The sequence below is a fragment of the Bradyrhizobium sp. 134 genome (assembly GCF_023074155.1).
In the GTDB taxonomy this organism is placed as follows: domain Bacteria; phylum Pseudomonadota; class Alphaproteobacteria; order Rhizobiales; family Xanthobacteraceae; genus Bradyrhizobium.
The window spans coordinates 274,796-296,802 of sequence record NZ_JADPKX010000069.1 but is presented as its reverse complement, the minus strand read 5'-3'; the positions used below and the strand labels follow the sequence as shown (position 1 = coordinate 296,802).

Annotated in this window: 20 protein-coding genes; 2 read left to right on the top strand and 18 right to left on the bottom strand. The window is 64.6% G+C overall.

The window, feature by feature from the left end; all coding sequences use genetic code 11:
* Nucleotides 1-74: 74 nt before the first annotated feature.
* From IVA75_RS26540 to IVA75_RS26490, 11 genes are all read right to left on the bottom strand, one after another.
* The gene (locus tag IVA75_RS26540; RefSeq protein ID WP_247289719.1) at nt 75-437 is read right to left on the bottom strand and encodes a hypothetical protein; all 363 of its coding nucleotides are present in this window, start codon (nt 435-437) and stop codon (nt 75-77) included.
* A gap of 94 nt (nt 438-531) precedes the next feature.
* Nucleotides 532-1,863: a serine--tRNA ligase gene (gene serS / locus IVA75_RS26535; protein WP_027567084.1), complete on the bottom strand. Its 1,332-nt coding sequence runs from the start codon at nt 1,861-1,863 to the stop codon at nt 532-534.
* A gap of 219 nt (nt 1,864-2,082) precedes the next feature.
* Nucleotides 2,083-2,895, bottom strand: coding sequence for a twin-arginine translocase subunit TatC (tatC, locus tag IVA75_RS26530; RefSeq protein WP_247289717.1), 813 nt, complete (start codon nt 2,893-2,895; stop codon nt 2,083-2,085).
* A complete protein-coding gene (gene tatB, locus IVA75_RS26525) occupies nt 2,892-3,461 on the bottom strand; it encodes a Sec-independent protein translocase protein TatB (protein ID WP_247289715.1) in 570 nt (189 codons plus the stop codon). Before tatB ends, tatC begins: the two co-directional genes overlap by 4 nt.
* Before the next feature lie 88 nt (nt 3,462-3,549).
* Entirely contained in the window at nt 3,550-3,786 is a 237-nt protein-coding gene (locus tag IVA75_RS26520) for a twin-arginine translocase TatA/TatE family subunit (RefSeq protein ID WP_007610722.1), read from the bottom strand.
* A gap of 166 nt (nt 3,787-3,952) precedes the next feature.
* Complete coding sequence (gene scpB, locus IVA75_RS26515) at nt 3,953-4,705, bottom strand: SMC-Scp complex subunit ScpB (RefSeq protein ID WP_027567087.1); 753 nt, start codon at nt 4,703-4,705, stop codon at nt 3,953-3,955.
* A gap of 21 nt (nt 4,706-4,726) precedes the next feature.
* Nucleotides 4,727-5,566 carry a ScpA family protein gene (locus IVA75_RS26510; protein WP_007590654.1) on the bottom strand — a complete coding sequence of 280 codons (840 nt, stop codon included), beginning with the start codon at nt 5,564-5,566 and terminating at the stop codon, nt 4,727-4,729.
* On the bottom strand, nt 5,563-6,591 hold the full coding sequence (gene nagZ / locus IVA75_RS26505) for a beta-N-acetylhexosaminidase (RefSeq protein WP_247289713.1): 1,029 nt from the start codon (nt 6,589-6,591) through the stop codon (nt 5,563-5,565). The genes IVA75_RS26510 and nagZ overlap by 4 nt, the downstream gene beginning before the upstream one ends.
* 45 nt (nt 6,592-6,636) lie before the next feature.
* Complete coding sequence (locus IVA75_RS26500) at nt 6,637-8,199, bottom strand: SPOR domain-containing protein (RefSeq protein ID WP_027567089.1); 1,563 nt, start codon at nt 8,197-8,199, stop codon at nt 6,637-6,639.
* Between the two features lie 139 nt (nt 8,200-8,338).
* Complete coding sequence (gene argS, locus IVA75_RS26495) at nt 8,339-10,129, bottom strand: arginine--tRNA ligase (RefSeq protein ID WP_247289711.1); 1,791 nt, start codon at nt 10,127-10,129, stop codon at nt 8,339-8,341.
* Between the two features lie 9 nt (nt 10,130-10,138).
* Entirely contained in the window at nt 10,139-11,347 is a 1,209-nt protein-coding gene (locus IVA75_RS26490; RefSeq protein WP_247289709.1) for a deoxyguanosinetriphosphate triphosphohydrolase, read from the bottom strand.
* A gap of 134 nt (nt 11,348-11,481) precedes the next feature.
* Here IVA75_RS26490 and erpA point away from each other — a divergent pair, with 134 nt between their 5' ends.
* Nucleotides 11,482-11,811 carry an iron-sulfur cluster insertion protein ErpA gene (gene erpA, locus IVA75_RS26485; protein WP_007610737.1) on the top strand — a complete coding sequence of 110 codons (330 nt, stop codon included), beginning with the start codon at nt 11,482-11,484 and terminating at the stop codon, nt 11,809-11,811.
* Between the two features lie 9 nt (nt 11,812-11,820).
* On the opposite strand, the gene IVA75_RS26480 is transcribed toward erpA, so the two are convergent.
* Nucleotides 11,821-14,148: an ATP-binding protein gene (locus IVA75_RS26480; protein WP_247289707.1), complete on the bottom strand. Its 2,328-nt coding sequence runs from the start codon at nt 14,146-14,148 to the stop codon at nt 11,821-11,823.
* A 132-nt stretch (nt 14,149-14,280) separates the two neighbouring features.
* Here IVA75_RS26480 and xth point away from each other — a divergent pair, with 132 nt between their 5' ends.
* Nucleotides 14,281-15,078, top strand: coding sequence for an exodeoxyribonuclease III (xth, locus tag IVA75_RS26475; RefSeq protein ID WP_247289705.1), 798 nt, complete (start codon nt 14,281-14,283; stop codon nt 15,076-15,078).
* Nucleotides 15,079-15,093: 15 nt separating this feature from the next.
* Here xth and IVA75_RS26470 read toward each other — a convergent pair whose 3' ends face one another.
* The 6 genes from IVA75_RS26470 to IVA75_RS26445 all read right to left on the bottom strand — a co-directional run bounded on the left by IVA75_RS26470 (nt 15,094) and on the right by IVA75_RS26445 (nt 21,827).
* Nucleotides 15,094-15,918 carry a tetratricopeptide repeat protein gene (locus IVA75_RS26470; RefSeq protein WP_027567095.1) on the bottom strand — a complete coding sequence of 275 codons (825 nt, stop codon included), beginning with the start codon at nt 15,916-15,918 and terminating at the stop codon, nt 15,094-15,096.
* A complete protein-coding gene (ilvD, locus tag IVA75_RS26465; protein ID WP_247289703.1) occupies nt 15,905-17,629 on the bottom strand; it encodes a dihydroxy-acid dehydratase in 1,725 nt (574 codons plus the stop codon). The genes IVA75_RS26470 and ilvD overlap by 14 nt, the downstream gene beginning before the upstream one ends.
* A 1,435-nt stretch (nt 17,630-19,064) precedes the next feature.
* Nucleotides 19,065-19,322 carry a hypothetical protein gene (locus tag IVA75_RS26460; RefSeq protein ID WP_007590640.1) on the bottom strand — a complete coding sequence of 86 codons (258 nt, stop codon included), beginning with the start codon at nt 19,320-19,322 and terminating at the stop codon, nt 19,065-19,067.
* A gap of 124 nt (nt 19,323-19,446) precedes the next feature.
* Entirely contained in the window at nt 19,447-19,659 is a 213-nt protein-coding gene (locus tag IVA75_RS26455) for a hypothetical protein (protein WP_247289692.1), read from the bottom strand.
* A 150-nt stretch (nt 19,660-19,809) separates the two neighbouring features.
* Nucleotides 19,810-20,112 (bottom strand): hypothetical protein, encoded by a 303-nt coding sequence (locus IVA75_RS26450; RefSeq protein WP_247290011.1) that lies wholly within the window; start codon nt 20,110-20,112, stop codon nt 19,810-19,812.
* Nucleotides 20,091-21,827: an adenylate/guanylate cyclase domain-containing protein gene (locus tag IVA75_RS26445; protein WP_247289690.1), complete on the bottom strand. Its 1,737-nt coding sequence runs from the start codon at nt 21,825-21,827 to the stop codon at nt 20,091-20,093. The genes IVA75_RS26450 and IVA75_RS26445 overlap by 22 nt, the downstream gene beginning before the upstream one ends.
* Nucleotides 21,828-22,007 lie beyond the last annotated feature (180 nt).

The window sequence follows — 22,007 nt, the reverse complement described above, 5'->3', positions numbered from 1 at the left end:
CCGTCTTATCCGGCCGGGGCCGATCAGGCAAACCGGACGGTCGGGGCCGGCGGCAGGTTTCCGGCCTGGTCCTGTTAGCGACGAACGCGCCATTGCGGCAGGAAGCGCGCCAGCCGGCCCTCGGCATGCAATTTCATCGCCGGCACGACCGGGGTCACGATCGGCACCTCGATCACGCCGAGCGCCTCCAGCTGTGCAACGAACGGGTCCGCTACCGGCGTCTGCGGAAAGCGTTCGCGCGCCAGCGTCAGTGCCTGGTCGAAATCCGCGGCATTCACACCGGGCTTCGCCCGCCGGCTCTGGACCAGATCGTCGTCCCAGAGCCGCTTGGTCTCAATGTCGAGCACACCACGCAGCCGCTGATCGACGGCCTGGATGCCGGCACCCGTCACCGCCCATTGTCTGCCGACCCAGAAGATATCGCGGTGCAAGGCCATGAACGATGGGTTCGCGTTGTCGGGTGGCCGGCAGGATAACCGGCCGCCCGATCTTCGCAACCAAACGTTTCTCCGTTTCAGATGGGCAGCACGCCTAGTCGCGTGCGACCACCTTCAGCCCGCCCATATAGGGCTGGAGCACGCTGGGGACCGCGATAGAGCCGTCCTCCTGCTGATAGGTCTCCATCACGGCGATCAGCGCGCGACCGAGCGCGGTGCCGGAGCCGTTGAGCGTGTGCACGAACCGCGGCTTGCCATCGGGGCCGCGCGAGCGCGCGTCCATCCGGCGGGCCTGGAAATCGCCGCACACCGAGCAGCTCGAGATCTCGCGGAATGCGCCGCCGTCGCCCTGGCCCGGCATCCAGACCTCGATGTCATAGGTTTTTTGCGACGAGAAACCCATATCCCCGGTGCACAGCGTCATCACACGGTAATGCAGGTCGAGCCGCCGCAGCACTTCCTCGGCACAGGCGAGCATGCGCTCGTGCTCGTCCTTGCTCGTCTCCGGCGTCGTGATCGAGACCAGTTCGACCTTGGTGAACTGGTGCTGCCGGATCATGCCTCGGGTGTCGCGCCCAGCGGCGCCCGCCTCCGCGCGAAAACACGGCGTCAGCGCAGTCAGTCGCATCGGCAGCTGCTTTTCGTCAAGGATGGATTCGCGGACGAGATTGGTGAGCGCCACCTCCGCGGTCGGAATGATCCCGAGACGCTCGGTGCGGAGCCGCTCATGGTCGGGCTCGGCGAGCAATTCGCCCTTGATCGCCCAGAACTGGTCGTCCTCGAATTTCGGCAACTGTCCGGTGCCGAACATAATCTCGTTACGCACGAGCAGCGGCGGATTGATCTCGGTATAGCCGTGCTCGTCGACGTGTAGATTCAGCATGAACTGACCGAGCGCGCGCTCGAGCCGCGCCAGTCCCTTCTTCAGCACGACGAAGCGCGCGCCGGAGAGCTTCGCCGCGATCTCGAAATCCATGTCACCGAGCGCGGCGCCGAGATCGTCATGGGGTTTTGGCGCGAACGTGTAGTTGCGCCTGTTGCCGAAGACATGGCGCTGCACATTGCCGTGCTCGTCGACACCATCGGGCACCTCGCCGAGCGGCAGATTCGGGATCGCCGCGAGCTCCTTGGCGAGCTCCTCGTCGGCAGCCTTCGCGGTCGCCTCGAGCTCCGGCATCGTGGTCTTGAGCTCGGTAACTTCCGCCATCAACTTCGCCGCGCGCGCCTCGTCCTTCGCCTTCTTGGCATCGCCGATTTCCTTGGAGGCCGCATTGCGCCGCGCCTGCGCCTGCTCGGAAGCCAGGATCGCCGCACGCCGGGTCTCGTCGATCGCGAGCAGCGACGCCGACAGTGGCTTCAGGCCGCGTCGTGCAAGGCCGGCGTCGAAGGCTTGCGGGTTGTCGCGGATCGATTTGATGTCGTGCATGGCCGAGGTCCTGGGGCTTGTTGCAACCCTGCAAATCCTGGATTTGCATTTATGCAAATGGCTGCTTCCCCTAGCACGGCTGTCATCGCCCGCGAAAGCGGGTGATCCAGTATTCCAGAGACGTCCGTGATTCCCCCGATGGGCGGCGGCGTACTGGATTCCCCGCTCCAGTGCGCAATTGCGCGCAAGGCGGGGAATGACAGCGGAGATCGGGGCGCCTTACTCCGCCGGGTCGGCCGGCGTCGATACGTCAGTGCCGGTGGTGGCCTTTGAAGCGGCCGCCTTCTTCTCCACAATTCCCACCGCGATGATCGAGCCCTCGTAGAGCGCGAGCAAGGGGATCGCGAGCGAGCACTGGCTGAGCACGTCGGGCGGGGTCAGAACGGCCGCGATGACGAAGGCAACGACGATGAAATAGCGGCGCTTCTCGCGCAGCATCTTTGACGTGACGATACCGATGCGCCCGAGCAGCGTCAGGATCACCGGAAGCTGGAAGGCGATGCCGAAGGCGAAGATCAGCGACATCATCAGCGACAGATATTCGCCGACCTTGGGCAGGAGCTGGATCTGCGCGGTCTCGTCGCTGCCGGCCTGCTGCATGCCGAGCGAGAAGCGGACCAGCATCGGCAGCACGACGAAATAGACCAGTGCGGCACCCAACACGAAGAAGAACGGGGTCGCGACCAGATACGGCAGAAAGGCCTGCTTCTCGTGCTTGTAGAGGCCCGGAGCGACGAACTTGTAGATCTGCGTCGCGACGATCGGGAACGAGATGAAGCCGGCGCCGAACAGCGCAAGCTTGAGCTGGGTGATGAAATATTCCAGCAGCGCGGTGTAGATGAATTTCGAGTTCTCGGGACCCGCGACCCACACGAATGGCCAGACCAGCACATTGTAGATCTGCTTGGCGAAGAAGAAGCAGAAGATGAAGGCAATGCCGAAGCCGAGCAGCGCTTTGATCAGCCGCGAACGCAGCTCGATCAAATGGTCCATCAGGGGAGCTTTGCTGGCCTCGATATCAGCGGCGCTCATGACGCTTTGGCGTCCTTGATCGCCTCGGCCGGCGCAGTGTCCTGCGTGACCGAATCTTGCGTGATCGAGCCTTGCGTGACCGAACCTTGAGCGACCTGCGCCTGCTCGACCTCACGGGTGATGGCGAGCGGCTCGTTCACGGCCGCATGTGCCTCGGCTTCCACGAAGGTCTCGGGCGTCGGCGCCTCCGGCGTGGTGGGCGTCGTCAGCGCTTCGCCTGAAGTCGCCGGCGGTTCGACAGCGGTGGAGATCGAGGTCTCGGCCGGCTTGTCCAGCGCATCGACGCGGAGCGCGTCGCTGACGTCTTTCTGAAGCGAGGTCATCAGATTGTTGCCGGCGAAACCGGAAGCCGCTTCCTTGACCTCGTCGAAGCTCTTCTTGAGGTCGGCCATTTCGGCCTCGCGCATCGCTTCCTGGAATTGGCCCTGGAATTCGGCGGCCATCTTCCGCGCCTTGCCCATCCACTGCCCGACCATGCGCAGCACGCCCGGCAGCTCTTTCGGGCCGATGGCGATCAGGGCCACGACCCCGATCAGGACCAGTTCACTCCACCCGATATCGAACATGAGGTCTTCCGTTCACGCCAGCCGCAGCCGGCCCAATCCCTCGCGCGCAGGATCGGGTCCGCTACCCGCGTCTCGCGTGCTCTCTGGCTTAGACGGCCTTGCTGCCGACGTCGGACCGTGCCGCGGTCGGCGCGGCATTGTTGTGCTCGATGGACTTGGCCGGCTCGGGCTTGTCGGCGACCTTGTCGTCGTCCTGCATGCCCTTCTTGAACGCCTTGATGCCCTGCGCCACGTCGCCCATCAGATCCGAAATCTTGCCGCGACCGAACAGCAGCAGGACCACTGCGATCACCAGGACCCAGTGCCAAATGCTGAGTGAACCCATCCTGCAACCCTCCAAACGCGCATGGCCGGGGACCGGCCGATCTTCACCGAAACCTAGGCTTGGCAGGTGTCAAAAACAAGGACCAAGGCAGCGCCAATTCGCTGTTGGCGCTACGTAATTTTGCTAGTGTTAACTGGTCGCAGGGGGCCACTAAAAGGCCCAGACGTCAGTCCTCGCTGCCGCCCTCGCCACCCTCATGGCCGCCTTCCGGCGGCGTCTCGGGCTCGACAGCAGGCGCCAGCGCGAGATCAAGGTCCTCGCCCGGCTCCAGCGGATCCTCGTCCTCCCGCAAAGTCGGGTCATCCGACGGCGTCGGCACGCTGAATCCGGTCGGCAGGCGCGAATCCAGCAGGCCCGTGCCCTTCAGCTCCTCCAGACCCGGCAGATCGCCGAGCTGTTCCAGAGTGAACTGCGACAGGAAGTCCTCGGTGGTTCCGAAGGTCAAGGGACGGCCCGGCGTCTTGCGACGACCACGCGGCTTGATCCAGCCGGTTTCCAGCAGCACGTCCAGCGTGCCCTTCGAGGTGACGACGCCACGGATCTCCTCGATCTCCGCGCGCGTCACCGGCTGGTGATAGGCGATGATCGCCAGCACTTCGATCGCGGCGCGCGACAGGCGGCGGGTCTCGGTGCTCTCGCGGGTCATCAGCCAGGCGAGATCGCCCGCCGTGCGGAAGGTCCATTTGTTGGCGACCCGCACGAGATTCACGCCGCGCAGGGAATAGTCGGCCTGCAACTGCTCGAGCGCAGCCTTCACGTCCACACCCTCGGGCATGCGCTTGGCCAGCGTCGCGGTGTCCAGCGGTTCATTCGAAGCGAACAGCAGCGCTTCCAGCAGCCGCAATTCTTCGGGACGTGCCTGGGACTCGTTCTCCATCGGCTCGGCCTCTTCTACCCGCACTTCAGCCAGGCTTGCCATGGCAGATTCTCCTTGTTGCACTTAAGCGACCGGCGCATCGGGCGCAGGAGCTGCGTCCATGACCGGCTTGGGGCGCCCCTTCCGGAAATAGATGGGCGCAAACGCCTCTTTCTGATTCAGCTCGAGCTGACCTTCGCGCACCAGCTCGAGCGCAGCCGCGAAACTCGAGGCGAGCACCGTCGCGCGCTGCGTCGGATCGGCGACGTGCTGCAGCAGAAAATCGTCGAGAACGCCCCAATCGTCCTGCTCGCTGATGCTGCCGACCAGCCGCTCCAGCGTGGCGCGCGCCTCGGCGAGCGACCACACCGTGCGCTTGGCCAGATGCACGCTCGCCAGCACGCGCGACTGGCGCTGCGCGGCATAGGCGGTGAGCAGGTCATAGAGCGTTGCGGTGTATTTCGGATGCTTGATCTCGGCGATCTGCTCGGGCTCGCCGCGCGGGAAGATGTCGCGCAGCAATTGCTGCCGGTTCATCAGCCGGTTGGCGGCTTCACGAATGGCCTCCAGCCTGCGCAGGCGGTTGGCGAGCGCCGTCGCCATCTGCTCCGCGCTAGGGCCTTCCGCACTCGGCGGCTCCGGCAGCAGCAGGCGCGATTTCAGGAAGGCGAGCCAAGCCGCCATCACGAGATAATCGGCGGCAAGCTCGAGGCGGATCTTTCGCGCGGCTTCGATGAAGTGGAGATACTGGTCGGCGAGTGCCAGGATCGAAATCTTGGCGAGATCGACCTTCTGCTGCCGCGCCAGTGCGAGCAACAGGTCGAGCGGACCCTCGTAGCCCTCGACGTCCACCACCAACGCCGGCTCACCCTCGGCGAGCTCTGCGGGCCGCCCGGTTTCAAACGATAGGATTTCTGCGGTCATGCCGATGCCGTGTTTGCCCGTGCGATCAATGCGTCCAGTTCGGCGCGTGCGGCCGCGCGATCGAACGGCTGAGGTCCCTTGCGCGCCGCGAGCGCGGCGTTCGCCCGCTCCAGCGCCCTGCCCGCCAGTTCGGGTGTCTGGCCGGCGACCTCACGCATCTCCTCGATGTTGCCGTTGCAATGCAGGGCCATGTCGCAACCGGCCGCAAAAATCGCGCGGGTCCGCTCGGCGATATTGCCCGACAGCGCATTCATCGACACGTCATCACTCATTAACAAACCCTGGAACCCGATTGTGCCACGAATCACCTCAGCGATCATTGTCGCAGATGTCGTCGCCGGATGGGCGGGGTCGACCGCGCTAAACACAACATGTGCAGTCATGGCCATCGGCAAATCCGCCAAAGGCTTGAACGCCGCGAAGTCGGTGCGATCCAGTTCGTCTCGCGACGTGTCGACCGTCGGCAGATTGAAATGGGTATCGGCCGTAGCTCGGCCATGGCCGGGGATGTGCTTGAGCACCGGCAACACGCCGCCCTCTTCCAGGCCCTCGGTGACCGCGCGGGCGATCGCGGCGACCTTGCCCGGTTCGGTGCCGTAAGCCCTGTTCCCGATGACGGCGTTGGCGCCAGCCACCGGCACGTCGGCCAGCGGCAAGCAATCCACGGTAATGCCGAGATCCGCGAGATCGGCCGCGATCAGCCGGGCGCTGAGGCGCGCCGCCTTCAGCCCGAGCGTCGAATCAGTATCGTAGAGGCCTGCGAAAATAGCGCCCGGCGGATAGACCGGCCAATGCGGCGGCCCTAGGCGCTGCACCCGGCCGCCCTCCTGGTCGATCAGGACAGGGGCATCAGGAGAGCCCGCAACCGCCCGCAATTCCGCAACGAGTGCAGCAACTTGAGCCGGCGTCTCGACGTTGCGCTTGAAGAGGATGAAACCCCATGGGCGTTCGCTGCGGATAAACTCCCGCTCAGCGGCGGTTAGTTCCGTTCCGGAAACGCCGGTAATGAAGGCCCGCGTGCTCATACGGCCGATTAACCCCGACCCGCGAGAGGGTCAAGGAAACGGCCGTTAATTCCTCTGGACGAAGCAGGCAGACAGGCCCGCGGATTTCAAACTGTTGCAGGCCTGGTTCGCCTCTTCGAGCGAGCCGTAGGGTCCAGCGAAGGCGCGGTAGACGATTCCCTTGCCCTTGTCGGTCAGGTCGACCCGCTTGACTACCGGTGCGCGGGAGCCGAGCACGCTGCCGTACTTGCCCTGAAGCACCCGGTAGGAGGCATGAGCGCTATCCTCGGTCTGCTGCGAGGAGACCTGCACGACGTAGCCGCCGCCGCTGCTCGCGGGCGCAATCTGCGTCGGATTGGTCGCAGCCATCCGCTGCGGCGGCTCCGCAGCCGGCGCCGATTGCGGCGTCAGCGAGAGCGGCTGATTGGCACTGGCATTGGCCGAGGTCGGTGGCGTGCGCGGTGCAGCGGGTGCCGCAACGGGCTTCGGTTGAGCTGCCGGCTTCGCGACGGTGGCGGCTTGCGACGCCGTGGCGTCGGTCTGATCGCCCTTCACGGCCACGGTCCTGATCGCGCGCGGCGAATTGTTCGGCAGCGTGCCGTTGCTCGGATTCGGTCCCGCACTCGACAACGGAATGCTGGACGGCGAGACGCTTGCGACCGGCGGCGGGTTCGCGTTCTGGTTCAGCGGCGGGAACACGACGCGGGGACCTCCCGCCTTGGCGTTGACGTCGACAGGCGCCTCCTCGCGCGGCACGATCTTCTCGGCGCCATCTCCGGTGACCATGCGGTCCGGCACCTTGGCCGAGGAGTCCGACGGCGCCGGCACGATTTTGGTCGGCGTGTTGTCGGCCTTGATGATCGGCGGCTCGCCGCTGCGGGGCGAGCCCACATAGGTCTTGTAGGCGAACGCAGCGCCGGTCCCGACCACGGCAAGAGCCAGGATCGCCGCGACCGTCATCATGCCTCCGCGCTGCTTCTTCGGCTCGTCGAGATCGGCCTCGGGATAGTCGCTCTGGAACGCGTAAGGATCGTCGGGATAGGCGGGATCGCGCTGGTAGTCCTGCTCGCCCGCCTCCAACCGTCCGTAGAGCGCATCGTCATAGCGCGCCGGATCGGGCTGCTGATAGGCTTGCTCTTGGTAAGCCTGATCGTGTTGCTGGTAGGCCTGATCCTGATAGGCAGGAGCTTGATAAGCAGGAGCTTGATAGGCCTGATCCGGATAGGCCTGCGGCTGACGAAAATCAGGTTCGGGCTCGGGCGCAGTCGGCTGGGCTGAATAACGATGCAGTGGATGAACCGGGTTTACGGAAGCGGGATAGGCAGGCTCAGCTGGCGCCGTCTGCGGCTGCACATTGGCGCGCCGCATCCATGAGGGCGGTCCGGGCGGCGGCGGGGCCTGCTCGGCATAGTCCTGCTGGTCATCGTCCTGGCGATAGTCGTCGTCCTGATAGCTCCGAGCAGGCGCAGGCGCTGCTGGCGGGTGCGCACCCGGCCGCCCTTGCGCTGCGAACGGATCGGTCTGCCCGATCAGGCGGGCAAGTTCGGCCAAGGGATCGCCGCTCCCATGCTGATCGCCACCGCGATAGTCATCGGAAGGAAACGGTCTGTCCTGATATCGTTCGGCCATCGTGATGATGCGTCCCTTCGGGAAAGCCGCGCGCCCCTCGACCAAGGCACGGCTTTCGACCCACAAGGCTTTCAACCAAGTCTAAGCGATCCGGCTTCTGCCGGTTACCCCCGAAATCCCTTAAGTAGTTCGCCCCAAACTACCGCATCTCGTCCGGAGCATGGACGCCGAGGATGGCGAGGCCCGATGCCAGGACAGAGACGACGCCCTGGACCATGGCCAGCCGCGCCTTCGTTAGATCTGCATCATTATTGATAATGAAGCGTAAATAGGGCAAATCGCGCCCCTTCGTCCAAAGTGCGTGAAATTCACTCGCTAAGTCATAGAGATAGAAGGCAATTCGGTGCGGCTCGTGGGCGCTTGCAGCCGCTTCCAGCATGCGCGGAAAAATTGCGAGCCGCTTAAGAAGGTCGAGCTCAGCCGGGTCCGACAGCCGTTCCACCGCCGACTCACCGAGCCAGGCGACGCGCTTTGCCGTTTCCTCCGGGAGTTCCGGGAACACGTCGGCCCGAGCATTGCGGAAGATCGAATGGCCGCGGGCGTGGCCGTACTGCACATAGAACACCGGGTTGTCGCGCGACTGTTCCATGACCTTGGCGAGGTCGAAGTCGAGCACCGCGTCGTTCTTGCGGTAGAGCATCATGAAGCGGACGGCGTCCTGACCAACTTCATCCACCACCTCACGCAAGGTGACGAAGTCCCCGCTCCGCTTGGACATTTTCACCGGCTCGCCGTTACGCAGCAACTTCACGAGCTGGACGATCTTGACGTCGAGCGCCCCCTTGCCGGAGGTCGTCGCCTTCACCGCCGCCTGCATGCGCTTGATATAACCGCCATGGTCGGCGCCCCAGACGTCGATCATCTCCGCAAAGCCGCGGTCGAACTTGTTCTTGTGGTAGGCGATGTCGGCGGCGAAGTAGGTGTAGGAATTGTCGGACTTGATCAGCGGGCGATCGACGTCGTCGCCATAGGCGGTCGCCTTGAACAGCAACTGCTCGCGATCTTCCCAATCCTCGGCCGGGGCCCCCTTTGGCGGAGGCAGACGGCCTTGGTAGATGTCGCCCTTGGCGCGCAGGAAATCGATGGTCTCGGCGACCTTGTTGTTGCCGGCGTCCTGCAGCGAGCGCTCCGAGAAGAACACGTCGTGGCGGATGTTGAGCGCGGCGAGATCGTCCTTGATCTCGTCCATCATCATCGCGATCGCCTTGGCGCGTACCGCCGGCAGCCACGCGCCCTCGCTCATGGCGAGGAGCTTGTCGCCCTGCTCTTTGGCCAGCGCCTGCCCGACGGGCTTCAGATAGTCGCCGGGATAAAGACCTTCCGGGATCGCGCCGATGTCCTCGCCGAGCGCCTCGCGATACCTGAGGAACGCGGAGCGTGCGAGCACGTCGACCTGGGCGCCGGCATCGTTGATGTAATATTCGCGCGTGACGTCACGGCCTGCGAACTCGAGCAGGCTCGCCAGCGCGTCGCCGAACACGGCGCCGCGGCAATGGCCGACATGCATCGGTCCGGTCGGGTTGGCGGAGACATATTCGACGTTGACCTTGGAGCCGCCGCGGACGCGGCCGTAATCGGCGCCCTCGCGCAGCACGGTCCGCAGTGCCTCGGCCCATGCGGCCGGCTTCAGCGTCAGGTTGATGAAGCCGGGACCGGCGACGTCGACCTTCGTGATCAGCGGGTCCGCGCGCAGCCGTTCGGCGATCTGCTCGGCGAGGTCGCGCGGCTTCGCCTTTGCCTCTTTCGCAAGCACCATGGCCGCGTTGGTCGCCATGTCGCCATGGGAGGCATCGCGCGGCGGCTCGACCACCACGCGCGAGAAATCGATGCCCTCAGGCCAGTTGGATTCCGCCGCGAGCGCGCGGCAGACGGCGTGCACGCGCGCGAGCACGTCGGCGAACAGGTGCAGTGCTGAGGATGTGTCGGGCATGGGCGCCGCCTAACGCAAATCCGGGGTCGAGTCAAAGAGCCGCTGGTGCTCGGTCAGGGCGAAACGATCGGTCATTCCGGCAATGAAATTCCCGATCCGGCGGGCCCGGTCGTCCTCATTGTCCACCTCCGCCCCGACCAGCCATTCCGGCGGCAGCTCGCCGGGCGATGTGAGGTATTTTGCGAACAGGTCGAACAGGATCTGTTCCGCCTCGCCCATCACCCGCATCACCCGCTTGTGGCGGTACATGTGCTGATAGAGAAAGCGCTTGATGGCTGCCTCCTCCTCGACGACTGCTGCGGGGAACGCGATCAATGCCCGGCTCTGCTGGCGCACGTCCTGAGCGGATTGCGGTTTCACGGCCGCAAGGTTTGTCTGCGCCTCGGCGAACACGGCACCGATCAAGTGTGAGATCAGCTCGCGCACCAGCTCGGCGCCGCGCCTGACGTCTTCGAGATCGGGGTAATGCGCAGAAGTTTCGGCGATGATCTCCGCGGTCAGCGGCATCACCTTGAGGTCGTCGAGGTGAAACAGACCCGCGCGCAGGCCGTCGTCGATATCGTGGGCATCATAGGCGATGTCGTCGGCGATCGCGGCGACCTGTGCCTCCAGCGAGGCGAAACTCCACAATTCGAGATCGTAGGTCTTGATGTAGTCGGCGATGCCGACGGGAATGCCGTGCTCGCGATAACGCCCGACCGGCGCACCGCCGCGATCGGTCAGCGGGCCGTTGTGCTTGACGATGCCCTCCAGCGACTCCCAGGTCAGGTTGAGTCCGTCGAATTCGGGATAGCGGTGTTCCAGCGCCGCAACGACGCGGAGCGTCTGAGCGTTGTGGTCGAAGCCGCCAAAATCCTTGAGGCAGGCGTCCAGCGCCCGCTCGCCGGCGTGCCCGAACGGCGGATGGCCGAGGTCGTGGGCGAGCGCGAGGGTTTCCGTGAGGTCCTCGTCCAGCCCGAGCTGCCGCGCCAGCGCCCGGGCGATCTGCGCCACCTCCAGCGAATGGGTCAGCCGGGTGCGGTAATGGTCGCCCTCGTGGAACACGAACACCTGGGTCTTGTACTTTAAGCGGCGGAATGCGGTGGAATGGATGACCCGGTCGCAATCCCGCCGGAACGGGCTGCGGGTCCGGCTCGGCGGTTCCGCGACCAACCGGCCGCGGCTGCGATTGGGATCGCAGGCATAGGGCGCGTGGGGGGCAGCCATTCCGACGGACACGGCGAATTTAGTCCCTATCCATTTGATTCTGCGTATGGTGGCACTTAACTATGCCGGACGCGGGATACCAACTGAATTGGGCAAGCGACCTTCAGGTGACTTGGTATGACCGCGGGGACTATCGGAGACGAACGATGACGACTGACGTGACCATCAGTGACAAGGCCGCACGCCGGATTGGGGAGATCCTCAAGGGCGAAGGGTCTGGCGCGATGCTGCGGATCTCGGTCGAGGGCGGCGGCTGCTCCGGCTTCCAGTACAAGTTCGACATTGACCGTGCCCGCACCGACGACGACCTCGTGATCGAGCAGGACAATGCGGTGGTGCTGGTCGATTCCGCCTCGCAGCCATTCCTGGCGGGGTCGCAGGTCGATTTCGTCGATGACCTGATCGGCGCCTCGTTCCGCGTCAACAACCCCAACGCCACGGCGTCCTGCGGCTGCGGGACCAGCTTCTCGATCTGACGTCGCCGGCTAAGCGCCGGTGATCTGCCTTTCCTCGTCCGTCCAGTCCGCCTCGACCGGCATCTGCTCGGGCTGAAGCGGCGCGCCCTCCGACACCCATTGGCCGTCCAGCGCACGCAGCAGCGCCGTGACCAGCGCAGGCTTGCGCAGCGGTTTGGCGAGGAAGTCGGACATCCCCGCCTCGCGGCAGTCCTTGACGTCTTCGGGGAAGGCATTGGCGGTGAGCGCGATGATCGGGGATTCGAATCGTCCGCCTAGCGCACGGATCGCCCGGGTCGCGGCAAGGCCGTCCATCTCGGGCATGCGCACGTCCATCAGCACGATGTCGTATTCGCCTTCGGACACGGCCGCGACGGCCTCGACACCGTCGGCCACGACGCGCAATTCGACATCGAAGGCACCGAGCATCTTGCTCACGACCATGCGGTTGACGGCGTCGTCCTCGGCGACCAGCACCTTCAGCGGTCGGTCGAGGCCCGCGATGCGCGCCTTGAGATCGTCGGCTTCCTCGCGGCCTGCGTCGTGATCGGACGTTTGCACCTGGCTCCACGGCAGCACCAACGTGAAGCGGAAGGTCGAGCCTTCGTCCGGCGTCGAGGTGACGCCGATGGTGCCGCCCATCTGCTCGATGATGCGTCGGGAGATTGCAAGCCCAAGCCCGGTGCCGCCGAAGCGGCGGCTGATCGAGGCGTCAGCCTGGGCGAAGTCGGAGAAGAGCTGGCCGAGCTTCTCGGGGGCGATGCCGATGCCGCTGTCGGTCACGCTCCATTCGACGGTGGCGAGCAGATCGCGGCGGGCCTGACAGACGGCCGTGATCGTGACTTCGCCCTCGTCGGTGAACTTCACCGCGTTGGAAGCGAGATTGAGCAGCACCTGGCGGATACGCGCGACATCGCCGCGCAGCGTCGGCGGCAGGTTGGGATCGAGCTCGACCTTGACCGCGAGCCCCTTGCTCTTGGCGCTCGCGCGCACGACGGTCGCCACCGCTTCGACCAGCGCCTGCGGCGCGAAGTCGATCACCTCGAACGCGAAGCGTCCGGCCTCGAGCTTGGAGAGGTCCAGGATGTCGTTGAGGATGCGCTGGAGGTTGTCGCCGGACTCGCGGATCGTGGTGACGGCTTCGTGCTGCTCCGGATCGAGTTTTGTCTCCAGCAGCATGCTGGCAAGCCCCAGCACGCCGTTCATCGGCGTGCGGATCTCGTGGCTCATCACTGCGAGGAAATCCGATTTGGCGCGGCTCTCGGCCTCAGCCTTTTCCGCGCGCCAGCGCTCGGTCACGTCACGGCCGAAGCCGCGATAGCCGAGGAATTGACCGTCGCGGTCGTAGGCCGGCTTCGCAGTGAGCGACCACAGCCGCGCCTCGCCGCCTGCGACCACCTTGAGGTTCATCTCGTGCAGCGGTTCGGCGTGCTCCATCAGGCCGACGACGTTGTAGGCCGCGCTCTTGTCTTCGGGGCACAGCATGTCGAGCACGTCGGCGAAATGCGCGCCCTTCAGCAGCGGCAGCGGCAGCTGTGCGACGGCGGCGAAGCGCTCGGGCACGTCGACCAGATGCCCCTCGGCGTCGGTCTGCCACAGCCAGTCGCTGGCATTCTCCTGAAAATCCTTCAGCAGCAGCGAGATGATCTCGGTCTGCCGCTCAAGCTCGAGCTGGGCCTTGAGATTGCCGAGGAACAGATTGCCTTGCGAGACGATGTTGCGCGCCATGAAGAACGCGAACAGCAGCAGGAACACCGCGGTTACGAGATACGGCCCGGTGCCGCACAACAGCAGCGCCGCGACGCAAGCGATCGTCGTCGTCGCGAGATAGACAAGGCCCGCGCGCGGGAAGGTCGAGAGCGTGAAGGCACCGCCGGACATCATACCGACCATCAGGCAGGCGAGAATGAGCTGGCTGGTCGGCTCGATGCGGCTGAAAAGCGCGACCGGCAGCGTGCCCCAGATTGCGGCGAGGAAAAACGCCTGCCGCAACATCTGCCGCGCGGCGCGGGGCGAGGCTTCCTGTGGCGGGCTCTGGTGGGAGCGCCGCCACGCGCGCACCGCGAGCGAGGCGGCGGTGGCGAGGGTCATGCCCCAGATCGCGAGAAAGTCGTTCCAGCCCCTGCCCCAGAACAGGACCAGCACGACCGCGACGTTGAGCATGGTGACGGCCATCGTCACCGGGATCAGCCGTATCACCGCGTCGATCTGCTTGGCGCGGATGCGGCTCAGTTCGCGCTCGCTGAGACCGGCGGTCAGGCCGTCCTCGATCTCGTAGCCGCCGAGCCAGTACAGGAACGCGCCGATCAAGCCGTCGCGGGGCTCGGTTCGCATCATGGATTTGTCCGGCCGTCCCATCGAAAAACCTTTTCACGATCAATGGCCCAGGCCCGACTTAAGCCGGGTTAATTTTGTGGGAGATTTCGCAGCATCCTTGACGGGCGCGTTTGCATTTTGTTCTAACCATGGCCCCTGCCCGGAGCCGCCAAGATGCCCATCAGAATAGCCACCTGGAACGTGAACTCGGTCCGGCAGCGGATCGATCTCCTCCTGACCTGGCTGAAGGAGTGCCAGCCGGACATCGTCTGCCTCCAGGAGATCAAATGCGTCGACGAGGCGTTCCCGCGGCTGGAGATCGAGGCGCTCGGCTACAACGTGGTCACCCACGGGCAGAAGACGTTTAACGGTGTCGCCCTGCTCTCGAAGCTCCGGTTCGACGAGACCAAGTCGGGGCTGGCCGGCGACGACGAGGACGCCCATGCCCGCTTCCTCGAAGGCGTGGTGACGCTCAAGTCCGGCGTGCTGCGCATCGCCTGCCTCTATCTGCCCAATGGCAACCCCGTCGGGACCGAGAAATATCCCTACAAGCTCAAATGGATGTCGCGGCTTCTTGAGTATTCGAAGGAGCGCCTCAAGACCGAGGAGCCGCTGATCCTCGCAGGCGACTTCAACGTTATCCCGCATGCCCGGGACGTCCATAATCCCGCCGCCTGGACCGAGGACGCCCTGTTCAAGCCCGAGACGCGGGAGAGTTTTCAGTCCCTGCTCGGCCTCGGCCTGACCGATGCGCTTCGGGCCGTCACCGACGAACCCGGGCTCTACACGTTCTGGGATTACCAGGCCGGTGCCTGGCAGAAGAACCATGGCCTGCGGATCGACCATCTGCTGCTGTCGCCACAGGCCAGCGACCGGCTCGCCAATGTCGGCATCGACAGCTATGTGCGCAGCTGGGAGAAGCCGTCGGACCACGTGCCGGTGTGGGCGGATCTCGATCTCGAGGCGGCGTGAGGCCGCCTCAACCACTTACTCCCGGCGGCCCTGCACCCATTGCTCCAGCATCTGCAGGCACATGGCGCGATCGTCGTCGGAGGCCTTTGCGAAGGCGCGGTTGTAGTTTTCCTTGATCCAGGTCTCGTCGCTGCCTGCGCTGTCGCGCGCCAGCGTCAGCCACATCAGGCCGCGCGCAGCCTGCCGCGGCAGGCGGTCGCCGTTGAACAGCATCTGGCCGAGCAGCGCCTGGGCCTCGTGCTGGCCCTTCTGCGCGGCGAGCCCAAGCCAGCGCGCGCCGTAGCGAAAATCCTCGCGCGAAGCGTCCGGCGTCTTCAGGTACAGGCGGGCGAGATCGTATTGCGCATCCGCATTGCCGAAATAGGACGCGGCATAGGAGAACATCTCCCGCGCCCGCTCCTGGTCCGGCTTGACCTTCGAATTCGGGATGCCGCTGAGATAATAGCGGCCGAGCGCCACAAAGGCGTTGGCGACGATCTGCGCCTGCGGCGCCGACGGGCTATCCTCGGCATGCGCGTTGGCGATGCGGGTGAAATACTCGAACGCACGCACATCGTCCTGGGCGACGCCGTCGCCATTGGCATACATGCGGCCGAGCTTCCACTGCGCGATGGGGTGGCCACCCTCCGCGGCATATTGCAAGGCGCTGAGCGACGTTTCTTGGGTCACGACCGCTGGCGGCACATTACGCACCTTGCCTGCTGCACCCGGCAAGCTCGTGACCACCGGGATGGTCGCATCCTTCGGGCTGACGGGGGCGCCGTCAAAGGCGAGCGCCGGCGCGGCCAGCGCAGTAGCCCCCAACACAAACGCAACGATGGTACGCCTAGATGTCCGCATAGCACTGTTTCTCGTGCGCGCCGCCCGGGTGGGTCACTGCCCCACCGACCGCTGGTCCAACCTGCTGAGCATATTTCCAGAGCGCGCCCGTCGTGTGGTTAGTCGCGCGAGCGGTCCATTTGGTCTTGCGTTGGGCAAGCTCCTGGTCGCTCAATTTTACGTTAAGGGTACCGGCGACCGCGTCGATCTCGATGATATCGCCGTCCTCGAGCAGCCCAATCGGGCCGCCGATGGCGGCTTCCGGCCCGACGTGGCCGATGCAGAAGCCGCGGGTGGCGCCGGAGAAGCGGCCGTCCGTGATGAGCGCGATCTTGCCACCCATGCCCTGGCCGGTCAGCGCCGCGGTGGTCTGGAGCATTTCCCGCATCCCGGGACCGCCCTTGGGCCCCTCGTAGCGGATCACGATGACTTCGCCTTCGCGGTAGGTGCGCTTCTGCACGGCCTCGAAAGCATCCTCCTCACGGTCGAAGCACCTGGCCGGACCGGTGAACCTGAGGTTGGACATTCCCGCGACTTTCACGATCGCACCTTCTGGCGCCAGATTGCCCTTCAGACCGACCACACCGCCGGTGACGGTGATGGGCTTGTCTGCCGGGTGCACCACGTCCTGGTGCGGATTCCACTTCACGCTTTTGAGGTTTTCGGCGATCGTTCGACCGGTGACGGTCATGCAGTCACCGTGGAGAAATCCGTTGTCGAGCAGCGTCTTCATCAGAAGCGGTATGCCACCTACTTCAAACATGTCTTTGGCGACATAACGGCCGCCCGGCTTCAAATCCGCGACGTACGGTGTCTTTTTGAAGATTTCGGCGACGTCGAACAGATCGAACTTGATGCCGCACTCGTGCGCGATTGCCGGCAGGTGCAGTGCAGCATTGGTCGAGCCACCGGACGCGGCGACCACGGCGGCGGCATTCTCCAGCGCCTTGAGAGTGACGATGTCGCGCGGCCGGATGTTTTGGGCGATCAGCTCCATGACCTGCTCGCCCGCGGTCATGCAGAAGGCGTCGCGAATTTCATAGGGAGCCGGAGCACCGGCCGAGTACGGCAGCGCCAGGCCGATCGCCTCGGAGACCGTCGCCATCGTGTTGGCTGTGAACTGGGCGCCGCAGGCACCCGCCGAAGGGCACGCCACGCGCTCGATCTCGTCGAGGTCCTCGTCCGACATCGCACCGACCGAGTGCTTGCCGACGGCTTCGAACATGTCCTGCACGGTGACCTGCTGGCCCCGGAAATTGCCGGGCAGGATCGAGCCGCCATAGATGAAGATCGAGGGCACGTTGAGGCGGACCATCGCCATCATCATGCCCGGCAGCGACTTGTCGCAGCCGGCCAGGCCAACGAGGGCGTCATAGGCGTGGCCGCGGATCGTCAGCTCGACGGAATCGGCGATGCATTCGCGCGACGGCAGCGAGGAGCGCATGCCGTCATGGCCCATGGCGATGCCGTCGGTCACGGTGATGGTGCAGAATTCCCGCGGCGTGCCGCCGGCGGATGCGACACCCTTCTTCACCGCCTGCGCCTGGCGCATCAGGGAGATGTTGCATGGCGCAGCCTCGTTCCAGCACGAGGCGACGCCGACGAAGGGCTGGTGAATCTGATCGGTGGTCAGACCCATGGCGTAGAGGTAGGACCGATGGGGCGCGCGCGCAGGGCCTTCCGTCACGTGACGGCTCGGCAGCCTCTGCTTGATGTTGCTCTTCGCGTCCATCGCCAACCAGTTTCCCCGGCCAACCCTTTCAGACCCGAAAAATCAGAGCCAAGATTTTAATCGACCTTTTGAATCGACCTTGGGGATTTCCCGTCGCCTTCCAGGACCACCGCTGCCGCTAAAACATTCGAGTGATTTTATTCATGTTCAGGTGTGGCCAAAAAGCGGCGTCGATGCGAACGGACAGCGATGATGGTTAAATCGGTGGCGGGTGTTGCATGGACGGCACAATCGTGGCCTGGAGGACACGGGCGAGCGTACCAAGATACCCCCGCTGGGAGGACGATCCACAACTTGAGATTTAGCGGCTCGCAGCTATGCCCAGTTTCGGCCCGACGCCAAGGCGCAGCCAGGATGAGTCGCACTCTCACATTCCCACCGCGTGCCCGAGACACGCTGCAAAGGCGCTGCGCAGCGTCCGGGGTATGTGGAGGAGAGTGAGGCCCACACTCCCTCCACATCGTCATTGCGAGCGCAGCGACTTGTCCGCGAAGCTTTAGCGAAGGCGGAAGCAATCCAGAATCCCTTCGCGGCGGCAGACTGGATTGCTTCGCTGCGCTCGCAATGACGGAGCATGAGGCGGCAGCGGCACTCTTCCAACTCGCATTCAGATTGCAGACACGCCTTCGCATCCTCGCGGCGCGTTTCGCCCGAGCTTTGCTTCGTCACTCCACCCTCAAATCCAAGAGGGCGCAGGGAAGGCCGGGTGCCGGCTGGCACCCGCGGTCCGCTGCGCGAAGATGTAGCGCAAAGAACCGCACAGCAGGATACAGGTGTAGCCAATCACTCGGCCTTCCCTGCGCGATGGTTGGACGGCTTATGCCGTGCTCTTCCGGGAGCCGAGTTCCTTTTGGCCTCCCTCGCCTTCGCGAAAGTCACCGGCGCCGCGCCGGTTGACGCAAGTGCCGCATCCGCAAGAGCTTGACCGTAGCCAACGACGGCCAGGACCACACGGTTTTGCCGTACGCACGGCCCGCCATTTCGCCGCAGTTTTCCCAGCCCTGTCGACAAAGCCGGAAACTTACAGACGAGACGAAGCCTAGCAGCGCCGCTCGTCGGAACGAAGCCTCGGGCTCACGGAGAGCAATCCGCCCTGCCCTTGGCCTCTCGCACCCGAACGCTGCCGCGTCCACCGCAAGCCCGGCTCGCGAACATGACGACCACAAGATCGCCCCTCAAGGATGAGCCGGGATGGGCGACACATACGTCATTTCCGAATTTCGGTAAAGTAGAATATTTTGGACGCGCCGGCTTGACACGGACATGTCGAGAATTGGTAGATGTTTTGCCCGACGGACAACCGCGACAGCTTCGTGGCGCCTGGCCGTTCGGCTTTGTCGAGACGGTCTGGACGGCGGTCGCCTTGCGGCGCTGGGTCTGTCATCGCCATGACTAGACCTCAGCGCCTCACCTTCTTGTTCCTTAAACGGGCGGGCTAGGCTCGCCCTCTTGCGCGCTGGGCCTGAGCCCAGGCCGCGGTGACGTCGCGCGGCGGGACGTCGACGCGCCGGATCGGCGTCAACTCGCCGGAGGCTGAGATGATCGCAGTCTCCTCGCGACGGCAGCGCGGGCACACGAAGCGGACCTCATTTGGCGAAGCCGACCAGCTCGAACGTTTCACATTGGCCGCCATCGGCCAGGCCGCGCAATGCGAGCATGACACCAGGAACCGACCGGGATCGAGCATACCCATTCCAAAGGACTCCGCGTCCTGCCATCCCTTCAATGATTAACCCATGTGAATCGTTCCGGTGCCAAAACACCGTCAAGACACCGTCAAGACACCCTCGCGGCCCCAAACCAGGAGGCTGATCGGCTCAGTGGGCGCCCTTGAGCGTGCATGACGTGCTGCAGGTGACCGTGTTGCCGTGATCGCACGCCTTGCAGGCGGCAACGCACTGGGCCATGTCGCGGGGATTGAAGGAGGTGTAGTTCCGCATCGCGCAGACCGGGGTCGAGCCGGTGATGTCCTGCTCCTGGTTGCAGGCTGCCGTCATGAGTCCAAACATGATGACTACAAGGAGGCGCATGGGATCGCCCTGTGAGGCACGACAAAACAATCTCGCGAGGCGCGCTGCACCGCAGCGAGCCCCGGCGATTTCCACAGCGGAAAATCGCCGCAGGCGTCCCCGCATCTGCACTGAGGATGCGCGCCAAGTGTTAAGAACGGATTGCCGGCGTCAGGCCGCAGCCTCGCTTGCGATTGCCTGCCGCATGTCCACAGCCAGCTGGCGGTACTGCTCCGAAAGCTTCAGATAAAACTCGCGCTTGGTGCTGTCGGTGGCGAGCCGGGCAATCAGCTCGCATTCGGCGGTGAGCGTCTCGAAGCGTTCGAGCCTGTTCTCAAGTTCTGTCATCGGCGTGTCCCCGTCAAACGCCTCAAGGACACCAAACCTAAGCCCGGGAAATAGGTCACGGCGAACATCGTTATCGAGTAGAATCAATTTTTCCGCGCGGCCGGCTATTTCTGCTCCAACCGCCACGCGCCGTCCCAGCTCTCGTCCGGCGGATTGGCCTCGAATTGCGTAATGCGGGCGAGCATTGCGCGCGAGGGGCCGTCGCCGGGGACGGATTCAAGTGCGGCGTTGAAGGCGGTACGGGCCTCGTCGAAGCGGCGGGCGCGATAGGCGGCGAGGCCACCGGCGTAGTGCGAACGCAGGCTCTCATGCGCGGCAGTGAGCGCGCCTCCCCGGCCCATCACCTCGAAAATAGTTTGCGGCACGCTCTGGCCGGCGACCGCAAGACGATCGACTTCGCGCAATTCGAGGTGCGAGCCGATCGCATCCGCCGTCGCCTGCGAGATCAGAATACGGGTACCATAGGTCTTGTTGACGGCTTCGAGCCGCGAGGCAAGGTTCACGGCGTCGCCCATCACCGTGAAGCTCATCATCAGCTCGGAGCCGATGCTGCCGGTCAGGACCTCGCCGGTGGCGATGCCGATCCGCAAGTCGCACGGCACCGGCATGGCGCGGATGCCGAGGAGATCCGGGAGCTGCTTCTGGAGCGCGGGCACCTGGTCGGCCATGTCGAGCGCGGCGAAGCAGGCAAGCTGAGCCTGCTCCTCCTCCTCGATGAAGGGCGGCCCCCAATAGGACATGATGGCATCGCCGATATATTTGTCGATGATGCCGCGGTTGCTCCTGATCGGACCGGACATGACGGTGAAATAGTGGTTCATCACCCTGACGAGACCGCGCGGGGTCATGCCCTCGCTCATCGAGGTGAAGCCGCTCATATCGCAGAACATGATGGTCATCACCCGGCGCTGGCCGTCGATGGCGACCTCCGGCCGGTCTATCAAGCCCTGAACCACCTTGGGATCGATATAGCGGCCGAAAGTCTCGCGGATGCGCTCGTTCTGGCGCAACTGCTCGACCATGCGGTTGAAGGCGGCAGCGAGCTCTCCGATCTCGTCCTGGGTCGAGACGGTGATGGTCTTGTCGAAATGGCCTGCCTCGACCTCGCGGGTGCCTGCCAGCAGCAGCCGGACCGGTCGCGTGATCCCGGTGGAGACCATGATTGCAAAGGCAAGTCCGACGATCGCCGCGAGGATGGTCACGATGCCCGAGACGATGATCGCCTGGCGCTGATGGCGGATGACCTGCGCGGTGCTCACGAACACCTGCGAGAGCATCTCGGCCCGGATCGCATCGATCCGCTGGGTGAAGAGATCGCGGAGCGCGTCCACATGGACGAGCACGTCGCGCGTGGCCGCAAAGTCCTTGGCATCGAGCAGCCGGAGCAGCTTGGCGTCCTCCTCGTCGAGTTCGCGGCGAAGCTCCTTGACTGCATTCTCGATGCGCGTCTCGATCCGGGCGAGTGCCGCGTTGTCCGACGGTGTGCTCTCATCGTCGATGATCGCGTTGATCAGCTTTCGCGCGGCTTCGGCCTCCTGCTCGACCTGGGCGTCCGTTTCCCTGAAGATCTTCAGCCGCGCCGCAAAGCCCTCCTCGTCCGGCGGCGTTTGCATTTTGGCGATCACCATGCGCCGCATCGCCAGCGCCCGCTCCAGCGAACGCACATTGGACCGCGCCAGGTGGCCGTAAGCCGGAATATACCGCGCGGTCAGCTCATCCAGGAGATGGCCGACGCGGCTCGACATCACCATCGACAGGATCGCGGTGACGACCATCAGGATGATGAGGCCGAGCGCAATCCCGACGATCTTGCGCCGGATCGACTGGTTGAAAATCGGCATGGGCGCGGGACAATGGGCTGAAGGGAAAAGGCCTTGGAACCCAATACATCGGATTTGCCGTCGGGAATACGCGCAATTTGGCCGCTTGTGGCGTCCTGAACCGCCGCAATCGTCGCGCGAGCCCTGTTCGTTAATGAAAGGTTAAGAGACCCGCTCGACCCGGCGTTGCACAGGTTCCCT

Excerpts from the sequence above, each read along its gene's own strand:
- IVA75_RS26540 (WP_247289719.1), bottom strand. The coding sequence starts at position 437 with ATGGCCTTGCACCGCGATATCTTCTGGGTCGGCAGACAATGGGCGGTG.
- serS (WP_027567084.1), bottom strand. The coding sequence starts at position 1,863 with ATGCACGACATCAAATCGATCCGCGACAACCCGCAAGCCTTCGACGCC.
- tatC (WP_247289717.1), bottom strand. The coding sequence starts at position 2,895 with ATGAGCGCCGCTGATATCGAGGCCAGCAAAGCTCCCCTGATGGACCAT.
- tatB (WP_247289715.1), bottom strand. The coding sequence starts at position 3,461 with ATGTTCGATATCGGGTGGAGTGAACTGGTCCTGATCGGGGTCGTGGCC.
- IVA75_RS26520 (WP_007610722.1), bottom strand. The coding sequence starts at position 3,786 with ATGGGTTCACTCAGCATTTGGCACTGGGTCCTGGTGATCGCAGTGGTC.
- scpB (WP_027567087.1), bottom strand. The coding sequence starts at position 4,705 with ATGGCAAGCCTGGCTGAAGTGCGGGTAGAAGAGGCCGAGCCGATGGAG.
- IVA75_RS26510 (WP_007590654.1), bottom strand. The coding sequence starts at position 5,566 with ATGACCGCAGAAATCCTATCGTTTGAAACCGGGCGGCCCGCAGAGCTC.
- nagZ (WP_247289713.1), bottom strand. The coding sequence starts at position 6,591 with ATGAGCACGCGGGCCTTCATTACCGGCGTTTCCGGAACGGAACTAACC.
- IVA75_RS26500 (WP_027567089.1), bottom strand. The coding sequence starts at position 8,199 with ATGGCCGAACGATATCAGGACAGACCGTTTCCTTCCGATGACTATCGC.
- argS (WP_247289711.1), bottom strand. The coding sequence starts at position 10,129 with ATGCCCGACACATCCTCAGCACTGCACCTGTTCGCCGACGTGCTCGCG.
- erpA (WP_007610737.1), top strand. The coding sequence starts at position 11,482 with ATGACGACTGACGTGACCATCAGTGACAAGGCCGCACGCCGGATTGGG.
- IVA75_RS26480 (WP_247289707.1), bottom strand. The coding sequence starts at position 14,148 with ATGGGACGGCCGGACAAATCCATGATGCGAACCGAGCCCCGCGACGGC.
- xth (WP_247289705.1), top strand. The coding sequence starts at position 14,281 with ATGCCCATCAGAATAGCCACCTGGAACGTGAACTCGGTCCGGCAGCGG.
- IVA75_RS26470 (WP_027567095.1), bottom strand. The coding sequence starts at position 15,918 with ATGCGGACATCTAGGCGTACCATCGTTGCGTTTGTGTTGGGGGCTACT.
- ilvD (WP_247289703.1), bottom strand. The coding sequence starts at position 17,629 with ATGGACGCGAAGAGCAACATCAAGCAGAGGCTGCCGAGCCGTCACGTG.
- IVA75_RS26460 (WP_007590640.1), bottom strand. The coding sequence starts at position 19,322 with ATGGGTATGCTCGATCCCGGTCGGTTCCTGGTGTCATGCTCGCATTGC.
- IVA75_RS26455 (WP_247289692.1), bottom strand. The coding sequence starts at position 19,659 with ATGCGCCTCCTTGTAGTCATCATGTTTGGACTCATGACGGCAGCCTGC.
- IVA75_RS26445 (WP_247289690.1), bottom strand. The coding sequence starts at position 21,827 with ATGCCGATTTTCAACCAGTCGATCCGGCGCAAGATCGTCGGGATTGCG.